Origin of the sequence: Actinomyces sp. oral taxon 170 str. F0386 (assembly GCF_000195595.1) — a bacterium.
Taxonomy (GTDB): Bacteria; Actinomycetota; Actinomycetes; order Actinomycetales; family Actinomycetaceae; genus Actinomyces.
The window spans coordinates 398,856-424,470 of record NZ_GL882544.1; the positions used below are offsets into that span (position 1 = coordinate 398,856).

General features: G+C 68.0%; 18 protein-coding genes. 11 read left to right on the forward strand and 7 right to left on the reverse strand.

All coding sequences use genetic code 11. The features are described from left to right. Positions 1 to 25 precede the first annotated feature (25 nt). The 6 genes from HMPREF9056_RS09800 to HMPREF9056_RS09825 all read left to right on the forward strand — a co-directional run bounded on the left by HMPREF9056_RS09800 (position 26) and on the right by HMPREF9056_RS09825 (position 7,704). Positions 26 to 1,801, forward strand: a complete 1,776-nt coding sequence (locus tag HMPREF9056_RS09800; protein ID WP_009746862.1) for an ABC transporter ATP-binding protein — start codon at positions 26 to 28, stop codon at positions 1,799 to 1,801. Continuing rightward, positions 1,798 to 3,030, forward strand: a complete 1,233-nt coding sequence (locus HMPREF9056_RS09805; RefSeq protein WP_009746863.1) for an aminoglycoside phosphotransferase family protein — start codon at positions 1,798 to 1,800, stop codon at positions 3,028 to 3,030. The genes HMPREF9056_RS09800 and HMPREF9056_RS09805 overlap by 4 nt, the downstream gene beginning before the upstream one ends. Before the next feature lie 32 nt (positions 3,031 to 3,062). Further along, the gene (locus HMPREF9056_RS09810; RefSeq protein ID WP_034514421.1) at positions 3,063 to 4,124 is read left to right on the forward strand and encodes a phosphotransferase; all 1,062 of its coding nucleotides are present in this window, start codon (positions 3,063 to 3,065) and stop codon (positions 4,122 to 4,124) included. Then, positions 4,121 to 5,446, forward strand: coding sequence for a UDP-glucose/GDP-mannose dehydrogenase family protein (locus HMPREF9056_RS09815; RefSeq protein WP_009746865.1), 1,326 nt, complete (start codon positions 4,121 to 4,123; stop codon positions 5,444 to 5,446). Before HMPREF9056_RS09810 ends, HMPREF9056_RS09815 begins: the two co-directional genes overlap by 4 nt. A gap of 74 nt (positions 5,447 to 5,520) precedes the next feature. After that, a complete protein-coding gene (locus tag HMPREF9056_RS09820; protein WP_087942245.1) occupies positions 5,521 to 7,038 on the forward strand; it encodes a cell wall metabolism sensor histidine kinase WalK in 1,518 nt (505 codons plus the stop codon). Positions 7,039 to 7,044: 6 nt separating this feature from the next. Further along, a complete protein-coding gene (locus tag HMPREF9056_RS09825) occupies positions 7,045 to 7,704 on the forward strand; it encodes a response regulator transcription factor (RefSeq protein ID WP_009746867.1) in 660 nt (219 codons plus the stop codon). A gap of 68 nt (positions 7,705 to 7,772) precedes the next feature. On the opposite strand, the gene HMPREF9056_RS09830 is transcribed toward HMPREF9056_RS09825, so the two are convergent. Both HMPREF9056_RS09830 and HMPREF9056_RS09835 read right to left on the reverse strand, forming a co-directional pair. Continuing rightward, entirely contained in the window at positions 7,773 to 8,267 is a 495-nt protein-coding gene (locus HMPREF9056_RS09830; protein WP_034514371.1) for a hypothetical protein, read from the reverse strand. Between the two features lie 175 nt (positions 8,268 to 8,442). Further along, positions 8,443 to 9,738 carry a glutamate-5-semialdehyde dehydrogenase gene (locus HMPREF9056_RS09835; protein WP_009746869.1) on the reverse strand — a complete coding sequence of 432 codons (1,296 nt, stop codon included), beginning with the start codon at positions 9,736 to 9,738 and terminating at the stop codon, positions 8,443 to 8,445. 104 nt (positions 9,739 to 9,842) lie between these two features. Between HMPREF9056_RS09835 and HMPREF9056_RS09840 the strand changes: the two genes are divergently transcribed. Next, a complete protein-coding gene (locus HMPREF9056_RS09840; protein ID WP_034514372.1) occupies positions 9,843 to 10,997 on the forward strand; it encodes an AAA family ATPase in 1,155 nt (384 codons plus the stop codon). Between the two features lie 623 nt (positions 10,998 to 11,620). Here HMPREF9056_RS09840 and proB read toward each other — a convergent pair. The 5 genes from proB to HMPREF9056_RS09865 form a co-directional block, all read right to left on the reverse strand. Next, positions 11,621 to 12,790 (reverse strand): glutamate 5-kinase, encoded by a 1,170-nt coding sequence (proB, locus tag HMPREF9056_RS09845; RefSeq protein WP_157185049.1) that lies wholly within the window; start codon positions 12,788 to 12,790, stop codon positions 11,621 to 11,623. Positions 12,791 to 12,801: 11 nt separating this feature from the next. Continuing rightward, positions 12,802 to 14,409, reverse strand: coding sequence for a GTPase ObgE (gene obgE / locus HMPREF9056_RS09850; RefSeq protein ID WP_009746874.1), 1,608 nt, complete (start codon positions 14,407 to 14,409; stop codon positions 12,802 to 12,804). Between the two features lie 84 nt (positions 14,410 to 14,493). After that, the gene (gene rpmA, locus HMPREF9056_RS09855; protein WP_009746875.1) at positions 14,494 to 14,751 is read right to left on the reverse strand and encodes a 50S ribosomal protein L27; all 258 of its coding nucleotides are present in this window, start codon (positions 14,749 to 14,751) and stop codon (positions 14,494 to 14,496) included. Positions 14,752 to 14,820: 69 nt separating this feature from the next. Next, on the reverse strand, positions 14,821 to 15,141 hold the full coding sequence (gene rplU / locus HMPREF9056_RS09860; protein ID WP_009746876.1) for a 50S ribosomal protein L21: 321 nt from the start codon (positions 15,139 to 15,141) through the stop codon (positions 14,821 to 14,823). Positions 15,142 to 15,324: 183 nt separating this feature from the next. Next, complete coding sequence (locus HMPREF9056_RS09865; protein ID WP_034514373.1) at positions 15,325 to 18,597, reverse strand: Rne/Rng family ribonuclease; 3,273 nt, start codon at positions 18,595 to 18,597, stop codon at positions 15,325 to 15,327. A gap of 635 nt (positions 18,598 to 19,232) precedes the next feature. Here HMPREF9056_RS09865 and HMPREF9056_RS09870 point away from each other — a divergent pair. The 4 genes from HMPREF9056_RS09870 to cydC all read left to right on the forward strand — a co-directional run bounded on the left by HMPREF9056_RS09870 (position 19,233) and on the right by cydC (position 25,610). Then, complete coding sequence (locus HMPREF9056_RS09870; RefSeq protein WP_009746879.1) at positions 19,233 to 20,771, forward strand: cytochrome ubiquinol oxidase subunit I; 1,539 nt, start codon at positions 19,233 to 19,235, stop codon at positions 20,769 to 20,771. A gap of 20 nt (positions 20,772 to 20,791) precedes the next feature. Further along, positions 20,792 to 21,925 carry a cytochrome d ubiquinol oxidase subunit II gene (gene cydB / locus HMPREF9056_RS09875; protein ID WP_009746880.1) on the forward strand — a complete coding sequence of 378 codons (1,134 nt, stop codon included), beginning with the start codon at positions 20,792 to 20,794 and terminating at the stop codon, positions 21,923 to 21,925. A 65-nt stretch (positions 21,926 to 21,990) separates the two neighbouring features. Next, entirely contained in the window at positions 21,991 to 23,754 is a 1,764-nt protein-coding gene (cydD, locus tag HMPREF9056_RS09880; RefSeq protein WP_216593605.1) for a thiol reductant ABC exporter subunit CydD, read from the forward strand. Further along, positions 23,751 to 25,610 carry a thiol reductant ABC exporter subunit CydC gene (gene cydC, locus HMPREF9056_RS09885; protein ID WP_009746882.1) on the forward strand — a complete coding sequence of 620 codons (1,860 nt, stop codon included), beginning with the start codon at positions 23,751 to 23,753 and terminating at the stop codon, positions 25,608 to 25,610. The genes cydD and cydC overlap by 4 nt, the downstream gene beginning before the upstream one ends. Positions 25,611 to 25,615: the final 5 nt, after the last annotated feature.

Consider the following 25,615-nt stretch of genomic DNA (forward strand, 5'->3'; position numbering starts at 1 on the left):
GACAGCCCGGCCGCACCGCTCCCCCATGCGCCAGACCCTGCGCCTGGTGGGGCCCGATGCCGCGCCGCAGTGGCGCCTCATGGCCGGGGGCACGGTGGTGCTTCTGGCAGAGGTGGTCTTCCGGGTGCTGGAGCCCTGGCCCCTGAAGATCGCCATCGACTCGTTGGTGGCGGCGCTGGGTAAGCACACGGGCATCGCGCCCGCCACGGCCTCCTCCTTGGTGGGTCTGGGCGTGGTCCTCCTGGTGATCGTGGCCGGTCGGGCGTTGTGCAGCTACCTGGCCACCGTGGCCTTCGCCCTGGTCGGCTCGCGCACGGCGGCCTCCCTGCGCAGCCGGGCCTTCCACCACGTGCAGGGGCTCTCCCAGCAGTTCCACGCCCGCAACCGCAGCGCGGACACGGTTCAGCGGCTCATCGCCGACGTCAACCGCATGCAGGAGGTGGCCGTCACCGCCGGCCTGCCGATGGCCGCCAACACCTTGACCCTGCTGGTCATGGTCGTGGTCATGGTGTTCCTGGACCCGCTACTGGCCATGATCGTGGTCGTGGCGGTGGTGGCCTTCGCGATCGCTTCCTCCGGCAACTCGCGGCGGATCTCCGCGGCCTCTCTGCGCAGCCGCAAGTCGGAGGGGAACCTGGCCAACACTGCCCAGGAGGCGCTCGGTGCCATCAAGGTGGTCCAGGCCTACGGTCTGGAGCCCCTGCTGCACGAGCGCTTCACGGGCGCCAACACTGTCTCTCTGAGCGAGGGAGTGCGTTCGCGCCGCATCGCCGCGCGCCTGGAGCGTTCCACGGACGTCATCGTCGGCGTGGCCACCGCCGTGGTCATGGTCGGCGGGGGCATCCGAGTTCTGAACGGTGCCATGTCTCCGGGAGACCTGGTGCTCTTCACGACCTACCTGCGCACCACCATGAAGCCGCTTCGGGACATGGCCAAGTACACCGGCCGCATCGCTCGGGCGGCGGCCTCGGGTGAGCGGGTGGCCGACCTCATGGCGGTCGAGCCCGAGATCGTCTCCCCCCACGACGCCATCGTGCTTGACACGGTCCACGGCATGGTCCACTTCGACCGTGTCCATGCCGCCTACGAGGGCCACCAAGTGCTCCACGGCCTGAGTCTGACGGTGGTCCCCGGTGAGCACGTGGCGCTCGTAGGGCCGTCGGGCTCGGGCAAGTCCACCCTGGTGTCCCTGGTGGTGCGGGCACTGGATCCGACGTCGGGCACGGTCAGCCTAGACGGGCACAGCCTGAACGAGCTGGACCTGAGGTTCCTGCGCTCGCAGGTCTCGGTCCTGCACCAGGAGGCGGTGCTGCTGACCGGCACGATCCACGAGAACATCCGTCTGGGGTGGCCCGACGCCTCCGACGATGAGGTGGAGGCGGCCGCACGCGCCGCCCACGCCCACGACTTCATCACCCAGATGCCCGACGGCTACGACACGACCGTGGGCGAGCGGGGCGGTACCCTCTCCGGGGGCCAGCGTCAGCGCATCGCCATCGCCCGGGCACTGCTGCGCGACTCGCCGATCGTCATTCTGGACGAGGCGACCACCGGGCTGGACCCGGCCTCGACGTCGGCGGTGCTCGAGGCGATCGACGAGCTGGTGGCCGGACGCACGACCCTGACCGTCACCCACGATCCGCAGGCCGCCATGCGCGTCGACCGGGTGGTGTGGATCCAGGACGGGCGGATCCGGCTGGAGGGGAGTCCTCAGCACCTCATGGACATCTCGGACGAGTTCCGCCGGTGGGCGAACAGCCACCTGTCGGACTCCTTCGCCTTGGAGGGGAGCGGATCGTGAACCTGCCAACGATCTCCACAGCGACCACAGCCGACGCCGTCTGCGCGGTTCTCGATGCCGACCGGCTCAGTGAGTTCATCGGCCAACCAGTGCGGGCAGGCCGACTGCGCATCAAGCCGAACGTCTCGGTCCTGGTGTCCTTGACGGGGCGCTCCACCGGGCTCACGTCCGGGTGGGCACGGCTGCTCTGGCCGGTCTCGCACTCCAAGGCCGCCCAGGCCGAGCGCCTGGCCACCTCCCTGGGGCTCGACCAGGCTCCGGTCACCCGGTCCGCAGGCGGCGACCTGCTGCTGCAGAGCGGTCCGATCCACACCGACCCCAAGCTGGCCGAGCCGATAGCGGGCGCCGCCCGCCAGGGGGTGCTGAGATCCTGGGAGGCTAGGGACGTTCTACGCTACAACCCCTCACGCCGTCTCGTACTGCGAGACGGCTCCACGGTGGTGCGGATGCGTGCTCAGGCCGGCAGCCCGGCCGACGACGTTCATCGCGCCCTGTCCGAGTTCCTCCCGGTCCCGCGTCTGCTCGATTCCGAGGCCGTGGCCCGGTGCGAGGGGCATGTCAGCCTCCAGCAGTGGTGCGGCGACACGAACTTGGCCGAGCTCTCCGATGACCGTACCGCTGAGCACGCCGCATCCGAGGCCGTAACCGAGTCCGCAGCGGATGCCACGCGGCGCGTGGGGGCGCTGCTGGCCGAGCTGCACTCCTGCGTGGAAGCACTGAAGCCGGACCTCGTCGACCGGCTGCCTCACCAGCATCCCGATCCTTGGGACCTGGCCGAGGTTCACGCCCGTCAGCTCGATGTCCTCGATCCCGAGCTGGCCCGCCGCGTGCGGGCGGTGGGCGGCATGCTGCCCATCCGGTCGTCTGGCGAGCCGGTCCTCACCCACGGCGATGCCTCCCCCGACCAGGTGCTGTACGAGCGCTCCTCCGGGCGGATCTGGTTGACCGACTTCGACCGGGTGCGCCTAGCCCCAGCGGCCACCGATCTGGGCTCCTACCTCGCGATGGCGCCGGTCTCCCAGGGGCGTGCCCTGCTGGAGGGCTACGCCGAGCACGGACCGGTGCCCGCTGCCGAACAGCTGGGGGTGGCGGTCGCCCGCTCGCGCCTGGCACGGCTGGCCGATCCTCTGCGCCATGCCGATCCGTCCTGGCGAGAGCGCATCGGGGTGGAGCTGGCCGCCATTGAGAGCATCGCCCGGTCACCTGAGAAGGAGGCCACCTGGAGATGACAGAAGTCTCGACTACGACACAGATGACTGAGATGACTCAGAAACCAGAGATGAACGGCATGCTGAGCACGCTGCGCGCGATCCCAGGGCTGCGCCGCGCCTGGCCCGGGCACCTGGACTCGGGCTCCACGAGCGTGAGCATCGAGTGCGTCGACGGCAAGGGCCGTCTGCGCGCCGGGCACGTCACCACAGGCGCCGCACCCGAGCTTCTGCCCTACGCCGCGGACCCGGCGCTGCCGGCCCTGTCCGCGGGTCTGACCGGGGCGCTCGTCGTTCATCGCGTCGGCCGTCGCGCCGTGGTGATGGAGGAGGCCCGAGTCCGCAAGATGGTCCGGCCCCACAAGGCCGCCTCCCTGGTGCGGGCGCACACGACCGCCGCCTCGGTCCTGCGGGTCACCGGTCTGCGCACCCCCAGGATCCTGAGCAACAACGACAACGTCGTCGACTTCGAGCTGCTGCCCGGCCGCAGCCTCAATGAGCTCGGCGATGCCGGCCTGCCCGGGTGGCAGCGGATCGCTGAGTCCTGGTCCCATCTGGCCCGAGCCGAGGCGGACCTGCCCGTCCACGGGCCGCGTCAGGAGGCCGAGGTGCTGCGCCGATGGTGTGCCTCCGCCCAACGCTACGGCGTCATCGACCAGCCGGCTCTCCTGCACGAGCAGGTGGTGGACACATGCCTGAGCCTGCGGGAGGACGACGGGGTGCGCATCATCGCCCACCGAGACCTCCACGACGGTCAGCTTCTGTGGGACGGAATCGAACTGTCCCTGCTCGACCTGGACACCGCGGCGGTGGCTGAGGCGGCCCTCGACCTGGGCAACCTCTGGGCCCACGCGGACATCATGGCGGTTCAGGGCCGGCTCGGCCTTGAGGCCCACGCACAGGTCCGCGGGCTGCTCGACAACCTGGCCCGCACGCTGCCCACGACGGCGGAGCGTCTGGAGACCTACTACCGATCCTCGGCGCTGCGACTCGTCTTCGTCCATGCCTTCCGCCCCACCGCCCACCAGTGGCTGCCCATCTGGGTGCGCCACTGCCTAGGACACGCCTCCCCCTTCATGCCCCTCGACCTCAGCAACGATTGGAACAACTCATGAACCCTCTCAAGCTCACCGTCATCGGCTGCGGATACCTTGGTGCCGTCCACGCCGCCGCCATGGCCCACCTGGGGCACCACGTCCTGGGAATCGATACCCGGAGCGAGCAGGTCGACGTCCTCTCCCAGGGCCGCGCCCCCTTCTACGAGCCGGGCCTTCCCGAGCTGCTGATCACCGGCGCCCAGCAGGGCGATTTGCGCTTCACCTCAACGCCGACGGCGGCGGAGCTGGCGGAGGCCGATGTCCACTTCATCGCCGTGGGCACCCCGCAGTCCGCCACTGGCGGTGAGGCGGATCTGAGCCAGTTGTGGAGCGTGGTCGACATGCTTCATGATGCCCTGCCCGAGGGCGGGCGCAGCATCGTGGTGGGCAAGTCGACCGTCCCGGTCGGCACCGCCCAGCAGGTGGCCGAGCGCCTGGCCGACCGCGCCCTGGTGCTGTGGAACCCCGAGTTCCTGCGCGAGGGCTTCGCCGTGGCCGACACCCTCCACCCCGACCGCATCGTCTACGGGATGCCCGCCGACCCCCGCGACGCCCAGGAGGCCCAGGCCGCTCTCGACGCCGTCTACCAGCCCCTGCTGGAGGAGGGCATTCCCCGCATCGTCACCGACTACCCCACCGCCGAGCTGGTCAAGACCGCCGCGAACTCCTTCCTGGCCACCAAGATCAGCTTCATCAACGCCATGGCCCACCTGTGCGACACAGCCGGTGCCGACGTCACCGTCCTGGCCGATGCGATCGGCCACGACCCGCGCATCGGCAAGCGCTTCCTCCAGGCCGGCGCCGGATTCGGCGGAGGCTGCCTGCCCAAGGACATCCGGGCGCTGCAGGCCAGCGCCGATCTTCACGGCGCCAGGCACCTGGCGGACCTGCTGGGGCGGGTCGACTCCATCAATCGCGAGCAGCGCAACCGGATCGTCGATCTGGCCAGGGCTCACGCGGGAGGAGACTTCTCCGGCAAGGCGATCACCATCCTGGGAGCCGCCTTCAAGCCCCTGAGCGACGACGTACGCGACTCCCCCGCCCTGGATGTCGCCTCGCGCCTGGCCGACCTCGGGGCGGAGGTGACCGTCTGCGACCCGCAGGCCCTGCCCGTCGTGGTCCGGTCCCATCCCCATCTCACCTTGGAGGATGACCCCCGCACCGCACTCCTGGGCGCCGAGCTCGTGCTGCTGCTGACCGAGTGGGACCAGTTCGTGGCCCTAGACCCCACTGAGACCGCTACCGGCGTCGCCGATCGCGTCATCATCGACGGACGCAACGCCCTAGACCCTGCGGCCTGGCGCCAGGCAGGGTGGACCTACGCCGGAGTGGGACGCTGAGTCGGGCCGGTACCGGCTCCGCCCGTGCCCGGGCTCGTCGGGCGGAGCCCAGTAGGTCCGGGCACAATGGCGATGTGACCTCACTGATGCACACCCGTACCGTCACCATCGGTACCCGCGTCATATGGGCGATTGTGCTGGTCGCCAGCATCGCACTGGTCACCTGCGGGGCGATCGTGTGGGCTCTGGGGCACTCGAGTGTGTCGGCCGATGCCACGAACCGGCTCGAGCACAGCCGAGACCGGATCCGCGAGCTGGCTGTGGACGGGACGGATCCCTCCAGCGGCCAACCCTTGGAGGACATCTCGGCAGTGCTTCGCGTCCACATGCAGCGCACCGCGGAGGGGCCCGGTGAGGCCGAGCTCGGCTTCGTGGGCACCAGCTCCAACACGGAGCTGATCTGGCTCTCCGCAGACAACGTCTCCTTCCGACCGGAGGAGGACGCGAAGCTGCTTAAGCACGTGACATCCCGGGCCGCCGCGTCGGAGTCCGTCATCGAGACCGTGCACACTCCTTCATCGAGCTACCGGGTTCTCATCGTCCCGATCCAGGACGGTTCCCAGCACGGGGCCCTGGTGCACGTCATCGATCTCAAGGTCGCCGAGTCCCAGCTGCTGCGCACCATGGCCTTCTACGCGGCGGCGGCCGTGTTCACCGTAGCCCTGGTGACAGGTCTGGCCTGGTTCGCCGTCGAGCGGCTCCTGCGCCCCATCGAGCAGCTGCGGCGCGCCACCGAGTCCATCGGTGAGGACGACCTGACCACTAGGGTGCCGGTCAGGGGCCGAGACGACCTCACCGCTCTGGCCGCTGCCGTCAACCGGATGCTCGACCGGGTCCAGACCTCGGTGGAGGCACAGCGCAGCCTGCTCGACGACGTCGGCCACGAGTTGCGTACGCCCATCGCCGTGGTCCGCGGTCACCTCGAGCTCACCGATCCCACCGATCCTGAGGACGTGCATCAGACCCAGCTGCTGGCCATTGATGAGCTCGACCGGATGGGAATGCTCGTGGGCGACCTGATCCTGCTGGCCAAGAGTGCTCAGAGCGACTTCGTCACCCCGGTGGACACCGATGTCGCCGAGCTGACCGAGATGGTCTTCGACAAGTCCCTCGCCCTGGGTGAGCGCCGCTGGCGGCTGGAGTCGGTGGCCTTCACCCGGGCCAGCATCGACCCCACCCGGATCACCCAGGCGTGGCTCCAGCTGGTGGCCAACGCGGTGAAGTACTCCGCGCCCTGCAGCACCGTCTCCCTGGGCTCCGCCGTCCGAGACGGCCACCTGCTGATGTGGGTGGGCGACGAGGGCATCGGGATCGCCCCTGAGGACATCGACGTGGTGCGACAGCGATTCAAACGCACCGCCGGTGCTCAGGAGATGGCCTCGGGAACAGGGCTGGGACTGAGTATCGTGGAGACGATCGTCGCAGCGCACGGAGGGCGACTGGACATACGCTCTAAGGTAGGCGAGGGATCGGTGTTCACCATGACGATCCCCCTGGAGGCGTCCCCTGTTCCGTCCTCGTCCGAGACCACGACCTCGGGCGACGCCGGTGCCTCACCCCCTGAACAGTCCCCGACGGCGTCCGAGGAGTGACCCACCATGAGCAGCATCCTCATCGTTGAGGACGAGTCCCGCATCGTCGCGTTCCTCACCAAGGGTCTCAAGGCGGCCGGGTTCACCACGCACACCACCGCTGCAGGTCGGGAGGCGGTGGAGCTCGCGCTCCAGACAAGCTTCGACCTCATCATCCTGGACGTGGGCCTGCCCGACATCGATGGCTTCGAGGTGCTTCAGCAGCTGCGTGGTCAGGGGGTGGCTGCACCGGTCATCATGCTCACGGCCCGGTCCTCAGTGGCCGATCGCGTTGCCGGTCTCGAGGGCGGCGCGGACGACTACATGCCCAAGCCCTTCTCCTTCGAGGAGCTCCTGGCCCGCATCCGGGTGCGACTGCGTCCGGAGGCCGCGGGAGCGGACCAGATGCGGTTGACCCACCGCGACATGGTCCTGGACCTGCGCACCCGGACCCTGACGCTGGAGGGCCGGACGGTGGAGCTCTCGGCACGGGAGTTCGCCCTGGCCGAGGCCTTCATGCGCCACCCCGGCCAGGTCCTCAGCCGTGAGCAGCTCCTGAGCGCCGTGTGGGGTCTGGACTTCGACCCCGGGTCCAACGTGGTGGAGGTCTACGTCTCCTACCTGCGCAACAAGCTGGGCAGGGACAGGGTGGAGACGGTACGCGGCATGGGCTACCGGCTCACCTGATCCGCAACGCCTGCGTCTCCGAGCACCGGCCCGTGACCGCTGCGTCAGCCATCTAGTCGGTCATCCATTCAGTCGTCGATGTCGTGGTCGTCGTCACCGGCTTCTCTCACGCCGTTGTTCGCCGGTTTCCTGTCGTCATCATCGTCGACCTCGGTGCGGGAGTCATCGGACCGTCCAGTGGCGGCCGGGGCAGCAGGGGCGGCCGGCGCCGGCTGACGACTGCCGTGGTCGACGGCGACAGGCGGGTCGGGCTCCACCGCCTGAGGCGCGTGGTGGCCCTGCGTCGAGGAGTCCGATGAGGCTGCGGATCCCGCTTCGGTGCTGTCTGGCTCGTGCTGGGTACTACTGGCACCACCGGCACTCCGGCTCGGCGTCGCCGTGGTCGAGGACTGGGAGGATGTGACCCGTGGGGTTGCCGTCAGGACGATTCCCGGTTCCTTCGCGGACTCGGTGGGGTGGGAGAACACCATGCGGGTGACCGCGAGCAGGAGGCCCGCTGTGACCACGACAACCGCGCTGGCGACGACGCGGCCACGACCGAAACGATGTAGCAGACTCGCCACTCCAGCGCCCCCTCTCCCCAGCCTTCCTGGACTTGCCCGACTCTCGTCGACCGTAACACGAATGAGATAACAAAGCACCGGAGCATAGCACCAAGGAGTCACAGAACTGATGCGCAAGCTTTTCAGAATCAGCACAACTCCGAGGCGTCCCGGCGTCGCTCGGAGGTGCGACGGTTCAGGGACGGATGTGGCCGTCGCCCTCGACGATCCAGGTGGTCGTTGTCAGCTCGCTCAGCCCCATAGGGCCGCGGGCGTGGAGCTTCTGGGTGGAGATGCCCAGCTCGGCACCCAGGCCCAGCTGGCCGCCGTCGGTGAATCGGGTCGAGGCGTTGACCATGATCGCCGCCGAGTCCATACCCGCAATGAAGGCACTGATGACGCCCACGTCCTGAGCGAGGACCGCCTCGGTGTGCCCGGTGGTGTGGGCCCGGATGTGGTCGATGGCCTCGTCCAGGTTCTCGACGACGCGCACGGCCAGGTCCAGGGAGCCGTACTCGGTGTCCCAGTCCTCCTCGGTGGCCTCGGTCAGGAGGGCCTCGTGCCCGCTGTCGGCGGCCGCCGTGGCCAGGATCCGGCCGGCGGCCGGGTCCGCATGCAGGATGACGTCCTGGCCCCACAGGGCGGCGGCTGCGGACGGGAGGTAGGCGGCCGCGGCATCAGTGTGGACCAGGAGCGTCTCGGCAGCGTTGCACACGCCGACGCGCTGGGTCTTGGCATTGACGATGATGTCCACAGCGGCCTCGAGGTCGGCGCTGGCATCGACGTAGACGTGGCAGTTTCCCGATCCGGTCTCGATGACGGGAACGGTGGACTGCTCGACGACGGTGCGGATGAGCCCGGCCCCGCCGCGAGGCACGAGGGCGTCGACCAGGCCGTGGGTCCGCATGAGGGCGCGGGCCCCGTCCCGTCCGGCGGCGTCTACGCTGGTGACGAGGTCGGCCGGCAGCCCCTGGGCGTTCAGGGCACTGCGTAGGGCCGCGATGATCGCGGCGTTGGAGTCCTGGGCGGCGCTGCCTCCGCGCAGGATGATGGCGTTGCCGGACTTGACGGCCAGTGCGGCGGTGTCGACGGTGACGTTGGGGCGGGCCTCGTAGATCATGCCGACGACTCCCAGGGGCACCCGAACCCGGCGCACCCGCAGCCCGTTGGGCATGACCGAGCCGTCGACGACCTGCCCCACGGGGTCGGGCAGGGCGACAACCTCCCGCAGGGAGTCGGCGATGCCTGCCAGGCGGCCGGCGTCCAGAGCCAGGCGGTCCAGGAGTCCGGGCTTCATCCCGGAGTCGCGTCCGCGCTCCAGGTCGGCGGCGTTAGCGCTCAGAATGGCCTCGGTGTGCTCGGTGAGGCTGTGGGCCATGGCTTCCAGGGCGGCGTCCTTGACGGCGCGCGGGGCCGTGGCCAGGCTTCGTTGCGCGGTGCGGGCGGCATGGGCGGCTGCGGTGACGAGCTCGTGGGCCTCGACGTCGTTCATGGGGACACCATAGAAGAAGAAAGCAATCTAGCAAAAGCGAAGTTGAAGCGATAGACTAGTTGAATCCTTGCAGACAGCAACCATTCGATGGGAGTAAATCTTCCATGAAGATAACCCACATTTCTGCGAACAACTGGCGAAACTTTAAAACAATAGACTTCGACCTTGAACGCAGACTATTCATTGTCGGCCCTAATGCGGCCGGAAAATCCAACCTACTCGATCTCTTCCGATTTCTGGGCGAAGTTGCCGCACCTGGAGGGGGTCTCGCCAGCGCAATTTCCAGCCGAGGCGGCCTCAGCAAAGTACGCAGCCTATTCTCCCGAAACTTTCGAAAAGGAAGGCTCATCATTGATGTCGATCTTGTCGACGGCGACACGTCCTGGAGATACTGTTTATCCATCAAGGGAGAATCGGGGGGACTCAATCGACCAATCGTCGATGAAGAACTTGTCGAACAAAACGGGAAGACAATTCTCAAGCGCCCCGACTTCGTGGATAACTCCGACAAAGAGCGCCTCACGCAAACACACCTTGAACAGATCGCAGCAAACCAGGATTTTCGCGAAATAGCAGACTACTTCAGCAAAGTCCAGTATTTCCACTTAGTTCCGCAGATTATTCGAGATCCAGGACGAATTAATGCCACTCCTCAAGACCCTTTCGGGAGAGACTTCATCGCCCAAATGAACGCCACCCCCAAACGCACGAGGGATGCATGGATGCGGCGAATGCAACGAGCCCTGCAAGCAGCCGTCCCCGAGTTCGAGTCCCTTGAGATCGAGGTGGACCCCTCAGGCACCCCCCATCTCAAAGCCGGCTACAGGAACTGGCGCTCCACCCCCTCAACACAGTATGAAACAGATTTCTCGGACGGAACTCTACGCCTTATCGGCCTTCTCTGGACCGTCATCAAGGCACCGAGCAACGCCGGAGTCCTCCTCCTAGAGGAGCCCGAATTATCACTCAACTCAGCTATCGTCAAGGTTCTGCCTTCCATGTTCGCCATGGCACAGCGTTCCAACGATCTTCAGATTGTTTTATCTACTCACGCTCCCGAACTGCTCGACGAGGAAGGGATCAGCCCGAAAGAGATACTTATTCTAAGGGTGACTGACGATGGCACAACTGCTGACCTCCTCTCAGATCTCGATCACCCTATGGACAACATTGAGCTTGGACTGCCCACCTCGGACGTCATCCATCAACTCATTGCACCACATGAATTGCAAGGCCTAATCGACTCCTCCAGTCGATAAAGGTTTCATGAACATGAGCAATCCCTATGTCAGCACAGTATTTGAGGGTACCTCAGACCAAGAGATGGTCAAAAAAATAATCAGCCACTCCGGTCTACTCATCCAGCAAGCCCTACCGAAGAACGGCTCGGGCAACGTTGACAAACTGGTCCCTAAACTCGCAAAGACCGGAGCATGGAATCCTTGGATAGTTTTCCGCGACTCAGATACTGCATGCCCAGTCAAACTGTACAAAAAGCTCACGTCATCGACGCCACCAAATCCAGCATTCGTTCTTCGTATAGTACATCCCATGAGCGAGGGATGGCTTATGGCCGACGCCCAGTCTTTTTCTCAGTACTTTAAAGTTCCTGTAAGTAAGATACCTGTCGACACAGAAGCTTTAACTCATGCCAAGCGACATCTTCTTTCTCTATGTCTGAAATCACGTAGTGGAAACATTCGTAATGACGTAGTTCGCTCTGACGGAACCACAGGCCCCTTGTACGCCTCGAGAATTAATGACTTTGCAGAGAAGCACTGGGATGTTCGAACGGCAGCTGAGAACAGCCCGAGTCTCCGTCGTGCTCTCGTACGCTTAGAGGAACTGCGTTCTTTCCTATTGTCGCGGTAGAAGAGCTGCTTCAGACTCCGGCGATACGGGGCAGCTCGGCGAGATCGTCGCGGTGGATCACTGGGGCCACGTGATCGGGGGCGGCGGCGCCCTCGGCCCGGGCCGCCAGGACCTCCCCGAGCTCAGCAGCGGCGTAGCGGCATATTCCCCGTGCCAGGACACCCTCGGGGCCGACGACATCGACCACGGAGCCCGACTCGAAGTCCCCGTCGACGCCGGTCAGGCCGGGCAGCAGGAGCGACTTCTTCCCCACGGTCAGGGCCTGGGCCGCCCCGGCATCGATGAGAACACGCCCTTCGGGCTGGGAGGCGTGGGCCATCCACAGCCGGCGGCTGGGGCGGTGGGGCCCGGTGGGCTCGAACCAGGTGCCCAGGTCGCTGGGAACCCGTCCCTGCCCCAGGAGCCCTGCGGCGTCGTCGGCCCGAGCTATGAGGGTGGTGGTGCCCGAGGCGCAGGCGATGGTGGCGGCCTGAAGCTTGGTGGTCATGCCGCCGGTTCCCACGAAGGAGCCGCGCCCGGAGACGCTGACCCCCGCCAGGTCCGCTGAGGAGCGCACGAAGCGGATGGGCGTGGCGCCGGGGGTCCCGGGGCGCGCGGTCCACAGGCCGTCAACGTCGGTGAGCAGCACGAGAACGTCGGCGGTCACCAGGTGGGCCACGAGAGCGGCGAGCCGGTCGTTGTCGCCGAGGCTGAACTCGCTGGTGGCCACCGCGTCGTTCTCGTTGATGATGGGGACGGCTCCCAGTGAGAGCAGGGAGTCGAAGGTGGCGCGCACCGTGCGGTAGTGGCTACGTATGGCGACGTCATGGGCGGTGAGGAGGACCTGGGCGGTCACCAGTCCGTAGGCGCTCATCGCGGTCTCCCAGCGGGCGGCGAGCCGGCCCTGTCCCACGGAGGCGGCCGCCTGCAGGAGACAGAGCTCGTCGGGACGCCGGCTCATCCCCAGGGGCACCAGCCCTGAGGCGACGGCCCCGGAGGAGACCAGGACGACGTCGTGGCCACGGCGTCGCATGCCGGCGATGAGGCCGGCGAGGATGTCGATGCGGTTGAGGTCGAGCCCGCCGTCAGCGCGCGTCAGGGACGAGGAGCCGACCTTGACCACCACGCGAGCGCCTGCGGGCAGTCGTTCGGGGCGCTCCTGTCCGTGGTCGGAGCTGGCGCCGGTTGCTGCTGGAGTCATGGGTTCGCGCCTCAGTCCTCGTCGTCCCCGTGCCAGGAGGCGGCATCGGTCCACAGGCCCTCGGCGGCCTCGTCGCGCAATTGCTGGCGCGCGGCCTCCTTGGCGTCCATCATCTCGCGGTACTGGCTGCGCCGCTCCACGTTGGTCCGACGCCGACTGGTCTCCAGGCGCAGGTCGGTGCCTCGGGCGCCCAGCAGCTCGGGACCGGTGGTCATCGAGGGCTCCCAGGTGAAGAGCACTCCCCCGTCGACCTCGCCGATGAGGACGGTGTCTCCTGCGTGGGCGCCGGCCTTGACGAGCTCGTCCTCGACCCCGGCCGCGGCCAGGCGGTCGGCGAGGTAGCCGACGGCCTCGTCATTGGAGAAGTCGGTCTGATGCACCCAGCGCTCGGGGCGCTGCCCGCGGACCTGGTAGACCTGCCCCTCGCTGGGATGGGCCAGCAGACGTACCTGGGCGACGCTCTCCTTCTCCCGGCGTCCGACCGCTGCGGGCCGGATGATGGGGCGCGGCTCACCGGATCCCTCGGTCTCACTGGACTCGCGGTCGCGCTGGGGAGTCGCCGGAGCGGCCTTGCGGGCCCGCTCAACCTCGCTTGCCAGGGCGAAGGACAGGGGACGCAGCCCCGTGTGGGCAACCGCCGAGACGATGTGGACGGGCAGGCCGCGGGCCTCGATGTCGGCTCGCACGAACTCAGCGAGCTCGGCGGCATCGGGGACGTCGACCTTGTTGAGCACCACGATACGTGGCCGCTCCATGAGCGGGACCCGGCCGGTGAGAGCGGGATCGTCCTCCTGCTCGCCCAGGCGCTCGGAGTATGCGGAGAGCTCGGCCTCGATTGTGTCCAGGTCGGACAGGGGGTCGCGCCCAGGCTCGAGGGTGGCGCAGTCCAGGACGTGGACGATGACGGCGCAGCGCTCGATGTGACGCAGGAAGTCCAGCCCCAGCCCCTTGCCCTGGGAGGCGCCGGGGATGAGACCGGGGACATCGGCGATCGTGTAGCGGACCTCGCCGGCCTCGACAACCCCGAGGTTGGGCACGAGGGTCGTGAAGGGGTAGTCGGCGATCTTGGGGCGGGCCGCGCTCATGGCGGCGATGAGGGAGGACTTGCCGGCGCTGGGGTAACCCACCAGGGCGACGTCGGCGATGGTCTTGAGCTCCAGAGTGACGTCCCTGGCCTGGCCGGGCTCGCCCAGAAGGTGAAAGCCGGGGGCCTTGCGCTTGGAGGAGGCCAGTGAGAAATTGCCCCGCCCGCCAGTACCGCCTTCGGCGACGACGATGCTGGCGCCCTCCCCCACGAGGTCGGCGATGACCTGACCACCCACGTCCTTGACCACGGTGCCCTCCGGAACGGGCAGAACGAGGTCCTTGCCGTCGGTACCGCGACGCCAGTCCCCCATACCAGGAGTCCCGTTTCCGGCCCGCTGGTGCGGGGAGCGGTGGTAGCTCAGCAGGGTCGTCACCCGGGAGTCGACGGCCAGGACGACGTCCCCGCCGTGGCCACCGTCGCCGCCGTCGGGTCCGGCCAAGGGCTTGAACTTCTCACGGTGCACGGAGGTGCAGCCGTTGCCGCCGTCGCCGCCGGCCACGTGGAGGACCACTCGGTCAATGAAGGTGGGCATGGGGTCTCCTGTGAGTCCGGGGATAGCGCGAGGGCGGACGGCAGGTGCCGTCCGCCCTCGTGTGACGTGTGAGGTGCTCGGGGCTCAGGCCTCGGGAAGCACGACGTTAACGACCCGACGCCCACGGAAGGTGCCGAACTCGACGTTGCCGGCGGCGGTGGCGAACAGGGTGTCGTCGTTGCCTCGGCCGACGTTGCGACCGGGGTGGAAGTGGGTGCCGCGCTGGCGGACGATGATCTCGCCGGCCTTGACGAGCTGGCCGCCGAAGCGCTTGACGCCGAGGCGCTGCGCGTTGGAGTCACGGCCGTTGCGGGAGGAACCAAGACCCTTCTTGTGTGCCATGGTTTAAGGCTTCTTTCTTCTCGAGCGTGTGCGTTCAGGATGCCCGCGTGCTGGCTGGCGCCGGGGCGGTCACTTGATGGCGGTGACCTTGACGGCCGTCAGCTGAGCGCGGTGGCCCTGGCGCTTGCGGAAGCCGGTCTTGTTCTTGAACTTGAGGATGTTGATCTTGGGGCCCTTCTCGTCACCGATGATCTCGGCGGTGACGGAGGACTTGGCCAGGTCGGCGGCAGCGGTGGTCACCTTGTCGCCGTCCACCAGCATGACGGGGGCGAGGGTGACCTCGTCGCCGATCTCACCGGCAAGCTTGTCGACAACCACGACGTCGCCGACGGAGACCTTCTCCTGACGGCCGCCGGCCTTGACGATCGCGTAGACCACTTGAATGCTCATCTCTGTAGATTCTTCGAAAGGCTCTCACTCACCGCGAGACTCTGATCAGCCTCGCCGGGAGGACCCTGTCCTGGGCAATGGCGCAAGACGCACCGGCAGATAACTCTAGGCGATCATGTCGCCAGCACCAACCTCCGGCCTGTCCTATCCCCTGTGTTCTTGGGCACGAAGGCCCTGTGGACGTCAGGCCGACACCTCCGGGACCTCCGGGGCGTCTGAAGAATTCTCCGGCGACGGTGCGGCGCTCTTCGCGGTGGCCCGCCTCCTCGTTCTCCTCACAGGCTTCTCACTCGTCGGTTCCTCAGGCGCCTCACCGGACTGCTCGGCCAGCTCCTCAGGCTTGTTGCCGGCCTTCTTCTCAGCCTTCTTCGCGGTCTTCTTCCCCGGCTTCCTGTCCGCCCTGTCACCGGACTTCCTCGCCGACTTCCTCTCAGTGGCCTTCCTTGCCCTGGTCTTGACCGGCTTGTCCTCGACCGGGGAGACCTGGCCCTCCTGACCGCCGTCAGGCTCCACCATGTCATCCACACTGTCACTCACGCTCTTGGCCGAGTCCTCAACGGCCCCCTGCGGGCTCTTCGCATCCTGAGCCTCGCGGGACTCCTGCCCCTCCTGCTGAGCATCCTTGTGCGCCTGCTCGGCAGCGGCCGCGATCTGGGCCAGGGCGCCGCGCACCGCCGCCCGGGCCTCGTCATCGGCTCCGGGCTCAGGTGAGCCGACGACGTCGCTCCCTCCGGCTCCCTTGCCACCACCGGAGCTCTTGGCACTCTTGGAGCCCTTGGTCTCCTGGGAGTCCTTCTTGGCTCCCTTCTTACCACCACCGGCAACCGCCTGCTCCTCGCGGTTCTTGCGCCCGCGCGAGCGCCCACCACCGCGGGAGGCAGAGGCCGACATGTCGGCCTGCTGGTTCTCCACGGGCTCGTCGTGGACGATGAAGCCACGGCCCTTGCAGTGCTCACAGGTGGTGGAGAAGGCTTCGACCAGCCCCTGCCCGACCCGCTTGCGGGTCATCTGGACCAGGCCGAGGGAGGTGACCTCGGTGACCTGGTGGCGGGTGCGGTCGCGGCCCAGGCACTCAACGAGCCGGCGCAGGACGAGGTCCCGGTTGGACTCCAGGACCATGTCGACGAAGTCGATGACCACCATGCCGCCGATGTCGCGCAGGCGCAGCTGACGCACGATCTCCTCGGCGGCCTCGAGGTTGTTGCGGGTGACGGTCTCCTCCAGGGTGCCGCCCGCGCCGGTGAAGCGGCCGGTATTGACGTCGATGACGGTCATCGCCTCGGTGCGGTCGATGACCAGGGTGCCGCCACTGGGGAGCCAGACCTTGCGGTCGAATCCCTTGGCGAGCTGCTCGTCCACGCGGTGGGCGGCGAAGACGTCCTCGGGGCCGGTCCAGTGCTCGAGACGCTCAGCCAGGTCCGGACTGACCTCATCGACGTACTGGGAGATCGTCGACCAGGTTGTGTCACCGGAGACGATGAGCCTGCGGAAGTCCTCGTTGAAGACGTCTCGGATGACCCGCACGGCGAGCTCCGGCTCGCCCTTGAGAAGGACCGGGGCCTTGCCGCTGCCCTTCATGACGGAGGAGGCCTTCTTGTCGATGCTCTCCCACTGGGCCACAAGCCGTTCGACGTCCGCGGTCAGCTGCTCCTGGCTGGCGCCCTCGGCGGCGGTGCGCACAATGACCCCGGCCGAGTCAGGGACGATCCGCTTGAGGATCTTCTTCAGGCGGCTGCGCTCAGTGTCGGGCAGCTTGCGGGAGATCCCCGTCATGGTGCCGCCGGGGACGAGGACCAGGTAGCGCCCCGCCAAAGTGATCTGGCTGGTGAGGCGGGCTCCCTTGTGCCCGATGGGGTCCTTGGTGACCTGGACCAGGACGGTGTCACCGCTGGAGAGGGCATCCTCGATCCGGCGGGGCCGCCCCTCCAGCCCGGCGGCGTCCCAGTTGACCTCTCCGGCGTAGAGCACCGCGTTGCGGCCCTTGCCCAGGTCCACGAAGGCAGCCTCCATGGAGGGCAGGACGTTCTGGACCCGGCCGACGTAGACGTTGCCGACCATGGAGGTCTGGGTATGGCGGGAGACGTAGTGCTCCACGAGGAGCCCGTCCTCCAGGACGGCGATCTGGTTGAGGCCGTCGGACTCGCGCACGATCATCTGGCGGTCCACGGACTCCCGGCGGGCCAGGAACTCGGCCTCGGTGACGATGGGCCGACGGCGTCCAGCCGCTCGTCCCTCGCGACGGCGCTGGCGCTTGGCCTCCAGCCGGGTGGAGCCCTTGAGCGCGGTGACCTCGTCGCGCGGATCCCCTCCCTCGGAGCGGGTACGGGAGCGACGGCGGCGTCGACGCGATCCGGACACGGCCCCCGCAGCCGCCTCGACAGCTGCATCCGCGGAGGTCTCGCGCGCCGAGGATGTGGCGGCGGCATCCTCCCCAACGGCCTGGGAGTCGTCGTCGGAGCCACTGCGCTCAGAGCCCTCGCCACCCTCACCACGTGAGCGCGAGCGCCGACCGCGCCCACCGCGGCGGCGCTTGCGGCGGGCTCCGCCCTCGCGGGCGCCATCCGACGAATCAGCCTGAGACTCGTCGTCAGTCCCGGAGACCTCGGTGCTCTCATCACCGGACTCGTCGGCCGGAGAGCCTTCACGCCCCTCCTGAGGAGCACCGGCACCTGCGACCGCCCGACGACGACGGCTGCGCCTCTCGCCCCGACCCGCTCGGGGCGAGGCGGAGTCGGCCTCGTCGTCCTCATCCCGCTTGCCGGCGTTGGTTCGGGCGCCGGTCTGCGGGCCCTCATCCTCGTCCGTCCAACCGCCCGTGCCCTGATGGCGCGAGGCGGTCGGCGCCTCCTGAGGAGCACCGGTCGCAGCGGTGACGCGCCGACGACGACGGGCCCGACTGGGGTCCGGAGCCTGGAACAGGAGCGAGGCGGCAGGCAGGCGGGGCACCTCGGGCTCTTCCTCGTCCTCCCGGACGGCCTCGTCATCCGGACCGTCCTGTACGTCAGGTTCCTCGTCGGCGGCGTCTTCAGCCTGCTCGTCCTCAGTCGGTGACTCCGTCTCAGCCTCTACTGCTTCCGCGAGCGGCTCGGCGCTCAGCTCAGCATCCTCTGGCTCATCGGGCTCGCCGACCTCGTTACCGGGCACGTGCTGCTCAGCGGCCGGGACCGCCTCAGGGGCCGCCGAGGCGGCGACGACCCTGCGACGACGACGCGGCGGATCCGCTGGAGCGACCGAGACGGCCGAGGGCTCGGGCTGCTCAAGGCCAGGATCGCCGGCACCTGAGGTGGCGACAGCGTCTGCAGGAGCCGCCGCGACCGGCTGCTCCGCAGCAGGGGCCTGGGCGGGAGCGGCGGCGGCAGCGGTGACCCGACGGCGACGACGCGGAGCCGGGGCGTCCGCGGCAGCCTGGTCCTGCTCGTGGGATTCTGTTGATTCTGATGTGGTGCGACGTGCCATGGGGCTTGCACTCTCCGAGGCTGACGCCGTCGTCGTACCCTCGACGCGTCAGCGCGGTTGTGCTCCCCAGCGGGAGCAGCGAAAAAGTCTCGAACGCGCCCAGTGAAGGGCACCTGCCTCGCCTGACGTCCACACAGACCGGGCTCGCAGCGGCGCAGCTCAGGCGGCGCAAGGTCCTCGGACAGGGTTGGTCGGAAGGCGCGACCCCAGGTACCGGTACGAAGCACCTGAAGTCGGCTCGAAGTATCCCACACATACAGCGATAAGCGCCTGCGCGACTCGTCGCAACCGCGGGTGGCCCACGTCTCGTCCCACACAGATCTCACACCACAGTCGGTTTTCTCTCAGTATTCAGTCAGCTTTCAGTGGACTCTCGCATCTTACTTACGGGCCTTCAGTCCCACTCGCAAGATCATTAATCTTCAACATCCACGGCCCGAACACCCTCCGAGAACTTCTTCGAACGGTAGTCTTAACAAGGAAAGCAGGAGGTCCATACGGGCGCCGTCATCGCATTGAAACTCACCTGTTTCACGACATCACGTCATAGATGACCTACAATCCCCCTATCGACCTGTAGGACGTTCTACAGAGTACCTTATCGATCTCATCGTCATCTCCGAAAGGTGGCACGGATGGCCATCTCTCCTATGGCGCTGGACTCTCTGGATCTGGCGCGCTGGCAGTTCGGTATCACCACCGTCTACCACTTCATCCTGGTTCCGCTGACCATCGGGCTCTCCCCGCTGGTGGCTCTCATGGAGACGCTGTGGCGCCGGACCGGCAACGAGCAGTGGCTGGTGGCCACCAAGTTCTTCGGCAAGATCCTGCTCATCAACTTTGCGCTGGGTGTGGCCACCGGTATCGTCCAGGAGTTCCAGTTCGGGATGAACTGGTCGGAGTACTCGCGGTTCGTGGGCAACATCTTCGGTGCGCCGCTCGCCTTCGAGGCACTGCTGGCCTTCTTCATGGAGTCCGTCTTCCTGGGGCTGTGGATCTTCGGGTGGGACAGGCTGTCCCCAAGGCTCCACAATCTGTGCATGTGGGCGGTGGCCGCGGGCACGAACTTCTCCGCCTTCTTCATCCTCACCGCGAACTCCTGGATGCAGCACCCGGTGGGCGCCGTCGTCAACCCCAGGACGGGGCGCGCCGAGCTCGACGGCGTGAGTGGCTTCCTCAAGCTCCTTTCCAACGAGCTGGTGTGGGTCACGGTCCTGCACGTCATCTCCTCGGCCCTGCTGGTGGCCGGCGCCGTCATCATGGGCGTCTCGGTGTGGTGGATGGTCAAAGCCACCCGCGCGAAGCAGGGTTTCGAGGCGCGCGAGCTGTGGCGGCGGGTGACGCGCTTCGGGGCCATCGCCATGGTGGCCGCCGGTCTTGTCACCGCCGGCACCGGGCACATGCAGGGCCAGCTGGTCGCCGAGTACCAGCCGGCCAAGATGGCCGCCGCCGAGGGCCTGTGCCACTCTGAGTCCAAGGCGTCCTTCACCGTGGCCGCCTTCGGCGACTGCAAGAACGAGGACGGCATGGTCCGGTTCATCTCGGTTCCCGGTGTCTACTCCTTCATGGCCACCAACGACTTCAACGCCGAGCTCACCGGGCTCAAGGAGGCCAGTGACACCTACGCGGAGCGGTACGGCACCACCGACGCGCGCGGCAGCTCCGTCGACTACAGCCCCAATGTCATGGTCAACTTCTGGTCCTTCCGCCTCATGATCGGGCTGGGGATGGCCTCGATGGGCCTGGGAGTCCTGGCCCTGTGGCTGACCCGTTCCGGGCGTCTCATCTCCCGCACACTTCTGGGAAAGGCAGCGCTTGCCACCATGTGGCTGCCCTTCATCGCCTGCTCCTTCGGCTGGATCTTCCGCGAGATGGGGCGCCAGCCCTGGGTCATCGTCCCCAACCTGTCCGACCCGGTCTCCCAGGTCTACATGCTCACCGCGGACGGCGTGTCCTCGGTGGTGTCCTCGACCACGGTGCTGGCCTCGATGGTCATCTTCACACTGCTGTATGCCGCGCTCGGCGTGGTCTGGTTCGTGCTGCTGCGACGCTACATCCGCGAGGGCGTGCGTACCCCGGTGCCGGACGAGACCATCAAGGCCGACGGCGAGCCCGACGGCGCATCCGGCGAGAGGTCGGTCGATACCGCCTCCGCCCTGTCCTTCGCCTACTGAACCGAGGAAGGTAGAGACCCATGACACTGAGCATCCTCTGGTTCACCCTCATCGCCGTCCTGTGGATCGGCTACCTCACCCTGGAGGGCTTCGACTTCGGCGTCGGAATGATCCTGAAGATCCTGGGCCGTGATGAGCGCGAGCGGCGTGCGACGCTGGCCACCATCGGTCCGCACTGGGACGGCAACGAGGTATGGCTGCTGACCGCCGGTGGGGCGACCTTCGCCGCCTTCCCCGAGTGGTACTCCACCCTGTTCTCGGGAGCCTACGTCGTCCTGTTCGTCATCCTGCTGTGCCTCATTGTGCGTGTGTGCGCCATCGAGTGGCGTCCCAAGGTCAACTCCCAGTCCTGGCGCGACCGATGGGACTGGGTCCACACGGTCAGCGCCTGGCTGCCCTCCGTCCTGTGGGGCGTGGCCTTCGCGAACCTGGTTCAGGGCATGCACATCGAGGTCGTCCAGATCTCCAACGGCGCCGTGGTCCCGGCCAATCAGGTACCGGCCGACTCCCTCGTGGCCGGCGCCGCCCACCAGATCACCGGCGGTCTGCTCACGATGGTGACGCCCTTCACCCTGCTGGGCGGTGCCGTCACCTGCCTGCTCTTCCTCAACCACGGTGCGCTCTTCGTGGCTCTCAAGACCACCGACGAGCTCTCGCAACGAGCGCTGCGGATGTCGCGTCGACTCGCTCCTGCAGCCACCGCCGTCACGGCCGCCTGGGCCCTGTGGGCGCAGCTGGTCTACTCGGACAGCGCCCTGTCCTGGATCCCACTGGCCGTCGCTGCAGCCGGGCTCATCGGCTCGCTGCTCATGGGACGTAGCGGCAGCGAGGGGCGGGCCTTCGCCCTGCACTTCGTGGGAATCGCCTTCGCCGTCGTCTTCATCTTCGCCGCGATGGCCCCCAACGTCATGCGCTCCTCGGTGGACCCGGCCTACTCGCTGACGATCCAGCAGGCCGCGAGCGCTGACACGACGCTGCTCATCATGACCGTCGCCGCGGCCGTGTTCGTCCCCGGGGTCCTGGCCTACACGATCTGGAGCTACAAGGTGTTCGCTTCGCGCATCAGCATTGAGGGCATCAACCCCGATCAGGGCGGACTGCACCCCACGCTGGTGCGCGACTCCGCCCAGCCGGAGGCGCACTTCGGGTACTGATCAGCCGCCTAACGCATCGGCCAGGGCTTCCGGGCCTTTGGACCTATTCCCTTATCCTTAAGCGGGTGAAGCCTCTCGATCCCCGGCTGATGCGTTACGCCCGCTCAGCCCGCCGATACATCGCCGCCACGACCGTGACCGGCATGGTGACCGCCGCACTGGTAGTGGTGCAGGCCTTCCTCATCTCAGGTGCTCTCTCCGCCGTCGTCTCGGGCGGCGCCGGCCCCACGGAGGTCACAGGGCTGGTGGCGGCTCTGAGCGGAGTCGTGGTGGTCCGCGCGCTGGTGGTCCTCCTTCAGGAGGTTCACGCCCACCGTTCGGCGACAGGGACGATCGTCGAGCTACGCCGCCTGGTCCTGGAGCACGCCGCCCGGCTGGGGCCCCGGTGGCAGGCACTGCACGGCGCCGGGACCGCCACCCTCCTGACCCGCGGCCTGGACGACCTCGAGCCCTACTTCACCCGGTACCTGCCCCAGCTGGTGCTGGCTGCCACGGTCACCCCGGCGACGGTACTGGTTCTCATCACCCAGGACTGGCCTGCCGCAGTGGCCGTGATGTGCACGCTCCCCCTCATCCCGATCTTCATGATCCTCATCGGGCGGATGACCCAGTCCGTCTCACAGGAGCGGCTGAAGGCGATGCAGGTCCTGGGAGACCAGGTGCTCGACCTCATCGCGGGACTGCCCACGCTCAAGGCGCTGGGACGCGAGCAGGGGCCGGCAGAACGGGTGCGAGCCCTGGGGCGCGCCTACCGTCGCACCACCATGTCGACCTTGCGGTTCGCCTTCCTGTCGGGCGCGGTCCTGGAGTTCATCACGACGCTGTCGGTGGCGATCATCGCAGTCGAGGTCGGATTCCGGCTGGTGGCCGGCCGCATGGACCTGTTCACTGGTCTCCTCGTGCTCATGGTGGCGCCGGATGTCTACCAGCCGCTGCGGCAGGTGGGCTTCCAGTTCCACGCCTCGGCCAACGGGGTGGCCGCCGCCGAGTCGGTCTTCGAGGTTCTTCAGACGCCTGTCCCCGAGCAAGGCCCCCTACCGGCCCCTGATCTGCGCACGGCCACGATCGAGCTCGACGCCGTGTCGGTGGCCGCCCGAGGAGCATGGGCCCCGGCGGGCCTCAGCGCGACGATCCGCCCCGGCAGTCTCGTGGCTCTGACCGGCCCATCGGGTGCGGGCAAGACCACGACGACGCAGGTCCTCCTCGGCCTGCTGCCCGCCGACCGGGGGCGGGTGAGGATCGTGCCCGACTGCGACGAGGACCGGCGGGACGGTGCCGTCGATCTCAGTGAGATCGACCCGGCCACCTGGTGGGAGCAGATCGCCTGGGTGCCTCAGCGTCCCACCATCACCCCCGGGACCGTCCTGTCCAACGTGCTGGACGACGCACCGGGCGACTCCGTGGCCGGGGGCGCCCCCGACGAGCTGGTGAAGGCGGCCCGCGCAACCGGATTCGATGAGGTCGTGGCGGATCTGCCGCAGGGCTGGGACACGCTCGTGGGTACCGGCGGTGTGGGACTGTCCGTGGGGCAGCGCCAGCGCCTCGCCCTGACCCGGGCTCTGTGCTCGACGGCGCCGCTGGTGATCATGGACGAGCCGACCGCGCACCTCGACGCCGTCAGTGAGGGGCATGTCCTTACCGGCGTGCGCGCCCTGCACGCCTCGGGGCGCACAGTGGTGGTCATCGCTCACCGTCCGGCGCTCATCGCCCTGGCGGAGCAGACCGTTGCCGTGACAAGCGAATCGATACTACTGGAGCCACAGGAAGGCGTCTCGCCTGGCCGGGCGCCCGTCCATGAGCTGTCGCGGCCGCAGGAGGAGGACCAGTGAACCCGGCGACCAGCCCCCTCTCCCCCGCCCTGTCCGCCAGCGAGCGCCGGGCGCTGCGCCGGGCCGTCGGCCTGCTGCACCTGGACCGTCCCCGTTTCGTCCTGGCGGTCCTGGCCGGCACGGCCGGGATGGCCTCGGCCGTGGCCCTGTCCGGGGTGGCGGCCTGGCTCATCGCGCGGGCCTCCCAGATGCCCGACGTCGTCGCTCTGGGAGTGGCACCGGTGGCGGTACGGCTCTTCGGCATCTCCCGCTCGGTGCTGCGCTACTGCGAGCGGCTCATCTCCCACGACACCGCCCTGAAGGGCATGGGTGCCCTGCGTACCCGTCTCTACGAGGCGCTGGCCTCGGCCCGCAGCGACACGGTCGCGGGACTTCGCCGCGGCGACGTCCTGGCACGGGTGGGCAGCGACATCGACGCGGTCGGCGATCTGGTCGTGCGCGCCTACCTGCCCGCGGCGGTCGCGGCGGTCCTGGGCGCGGCCACCTGTCTGGGTGTGGGACTCGTCTACTGGCCAGCCGGCCTCATCCTGGCCGTCTGTCTGCTGCTGTCCGGGCTGGGGGCGCCTCTGGCCACGATCCGCTCGGCCCGGATCGCCGAGCAGGCGCGTCAGAGGCAGTCCACCGAGCTGTCCGCCGAGGTGCTCGCAACCCTTGAGGGCGCCGCGGAGTTGACCGTCTCCGGGCACCTGGCAGGCTCCATGCGCCAGGTCGCCTCCCGGGAGGAGAACCTGGTACGCCTGCGAGACCGGGCCGCGGTTCCCGCGGCGATCGCAGCTGCCATGGACGTGGCAGCCATGGGGATCGCCGTCGTGGGCAACCTGGTGGTCGGGATGAGCGCTGTGACCGCCGGGCGGCTGGGCCCGGTCTGGCTGGCGGTGATCGTCCTGGTGCCGCTGGCGGCCTTCGAGGCCACCTCCGCACTCGGCCCGGCCAGTGTCCAGCTGGTGCGATCGGCCGGCGCTGCCTGCCGCATCGTGGAGCTCATCGAGACGGCTGAGGCCGGCACTCAGGCCTCGGCTGTCACCAGGGAGCTGCCGGCGCTCTCCGCGCGGGGACCACGTCTGCGGGCCAGGAACCTGGCAGTGGGCTGGCCGGGTGGGCCGATCGTGGCCGAGGGCATTGACCTTGACCTTCAGGCAGGCAGCAGGGTGGCGATCGTGGGGCCCTCGGGAATCGGGAAGTCAACCCTTATAGCCACGTTGGCGGGCCTGCTGGAGCCCCGGGGCGGCTCGCTGACGCTCGATGGTGTTCCGCCGTGGCAGGTCTCCCGCCCCGAGGCGGCGGCCCGGGTCTGCCTGACCGCGGAGGACGCTCACGTCTTCCACACGAGCGTCCTGGAGAACCTGCGCGTGGCACGAGGGGATGTCACACCCGCCCAGGCAGGAGAGCTGCTGAGGCAGGCCGGGCTCGGTGACTGGTTCGAGGCGCTGCCCGATGGTCTCGACACCATCATCGGAACGGATGCCACGACGCTGTCGGGCGGCGAGCGGCGTCGACTTCTGCTGGCCCGGGCGCTGGCGGCACCCGCACCCCTCATGCTCCTGGATGAGCCCGGTGAGCACCTCGACGCCGCCACCGCCGACCGGCTCGTGGCCGACCTGCTGACGGTGGGTGCCCGCCAGGGCCGCGGCACGCTGCTGGTCACCCATCGCCTCAGCGCCCTGGAGCACGCCGATGAGGTCCTGGTCATGGGACGTCCCTCGCAGGCGGCCACAGAGCAGGCACCGGCGACTATCCTGCACCGGGGAAGCCACCACGAGCTCAAGGATGTCTCCGAGGGCTACCGGTGGTCACTCTCCCAGGAGGACCAGGACAAACCACAGGACGATGTGCCTGACGTGAGCCGGACGAGCTGAGCACG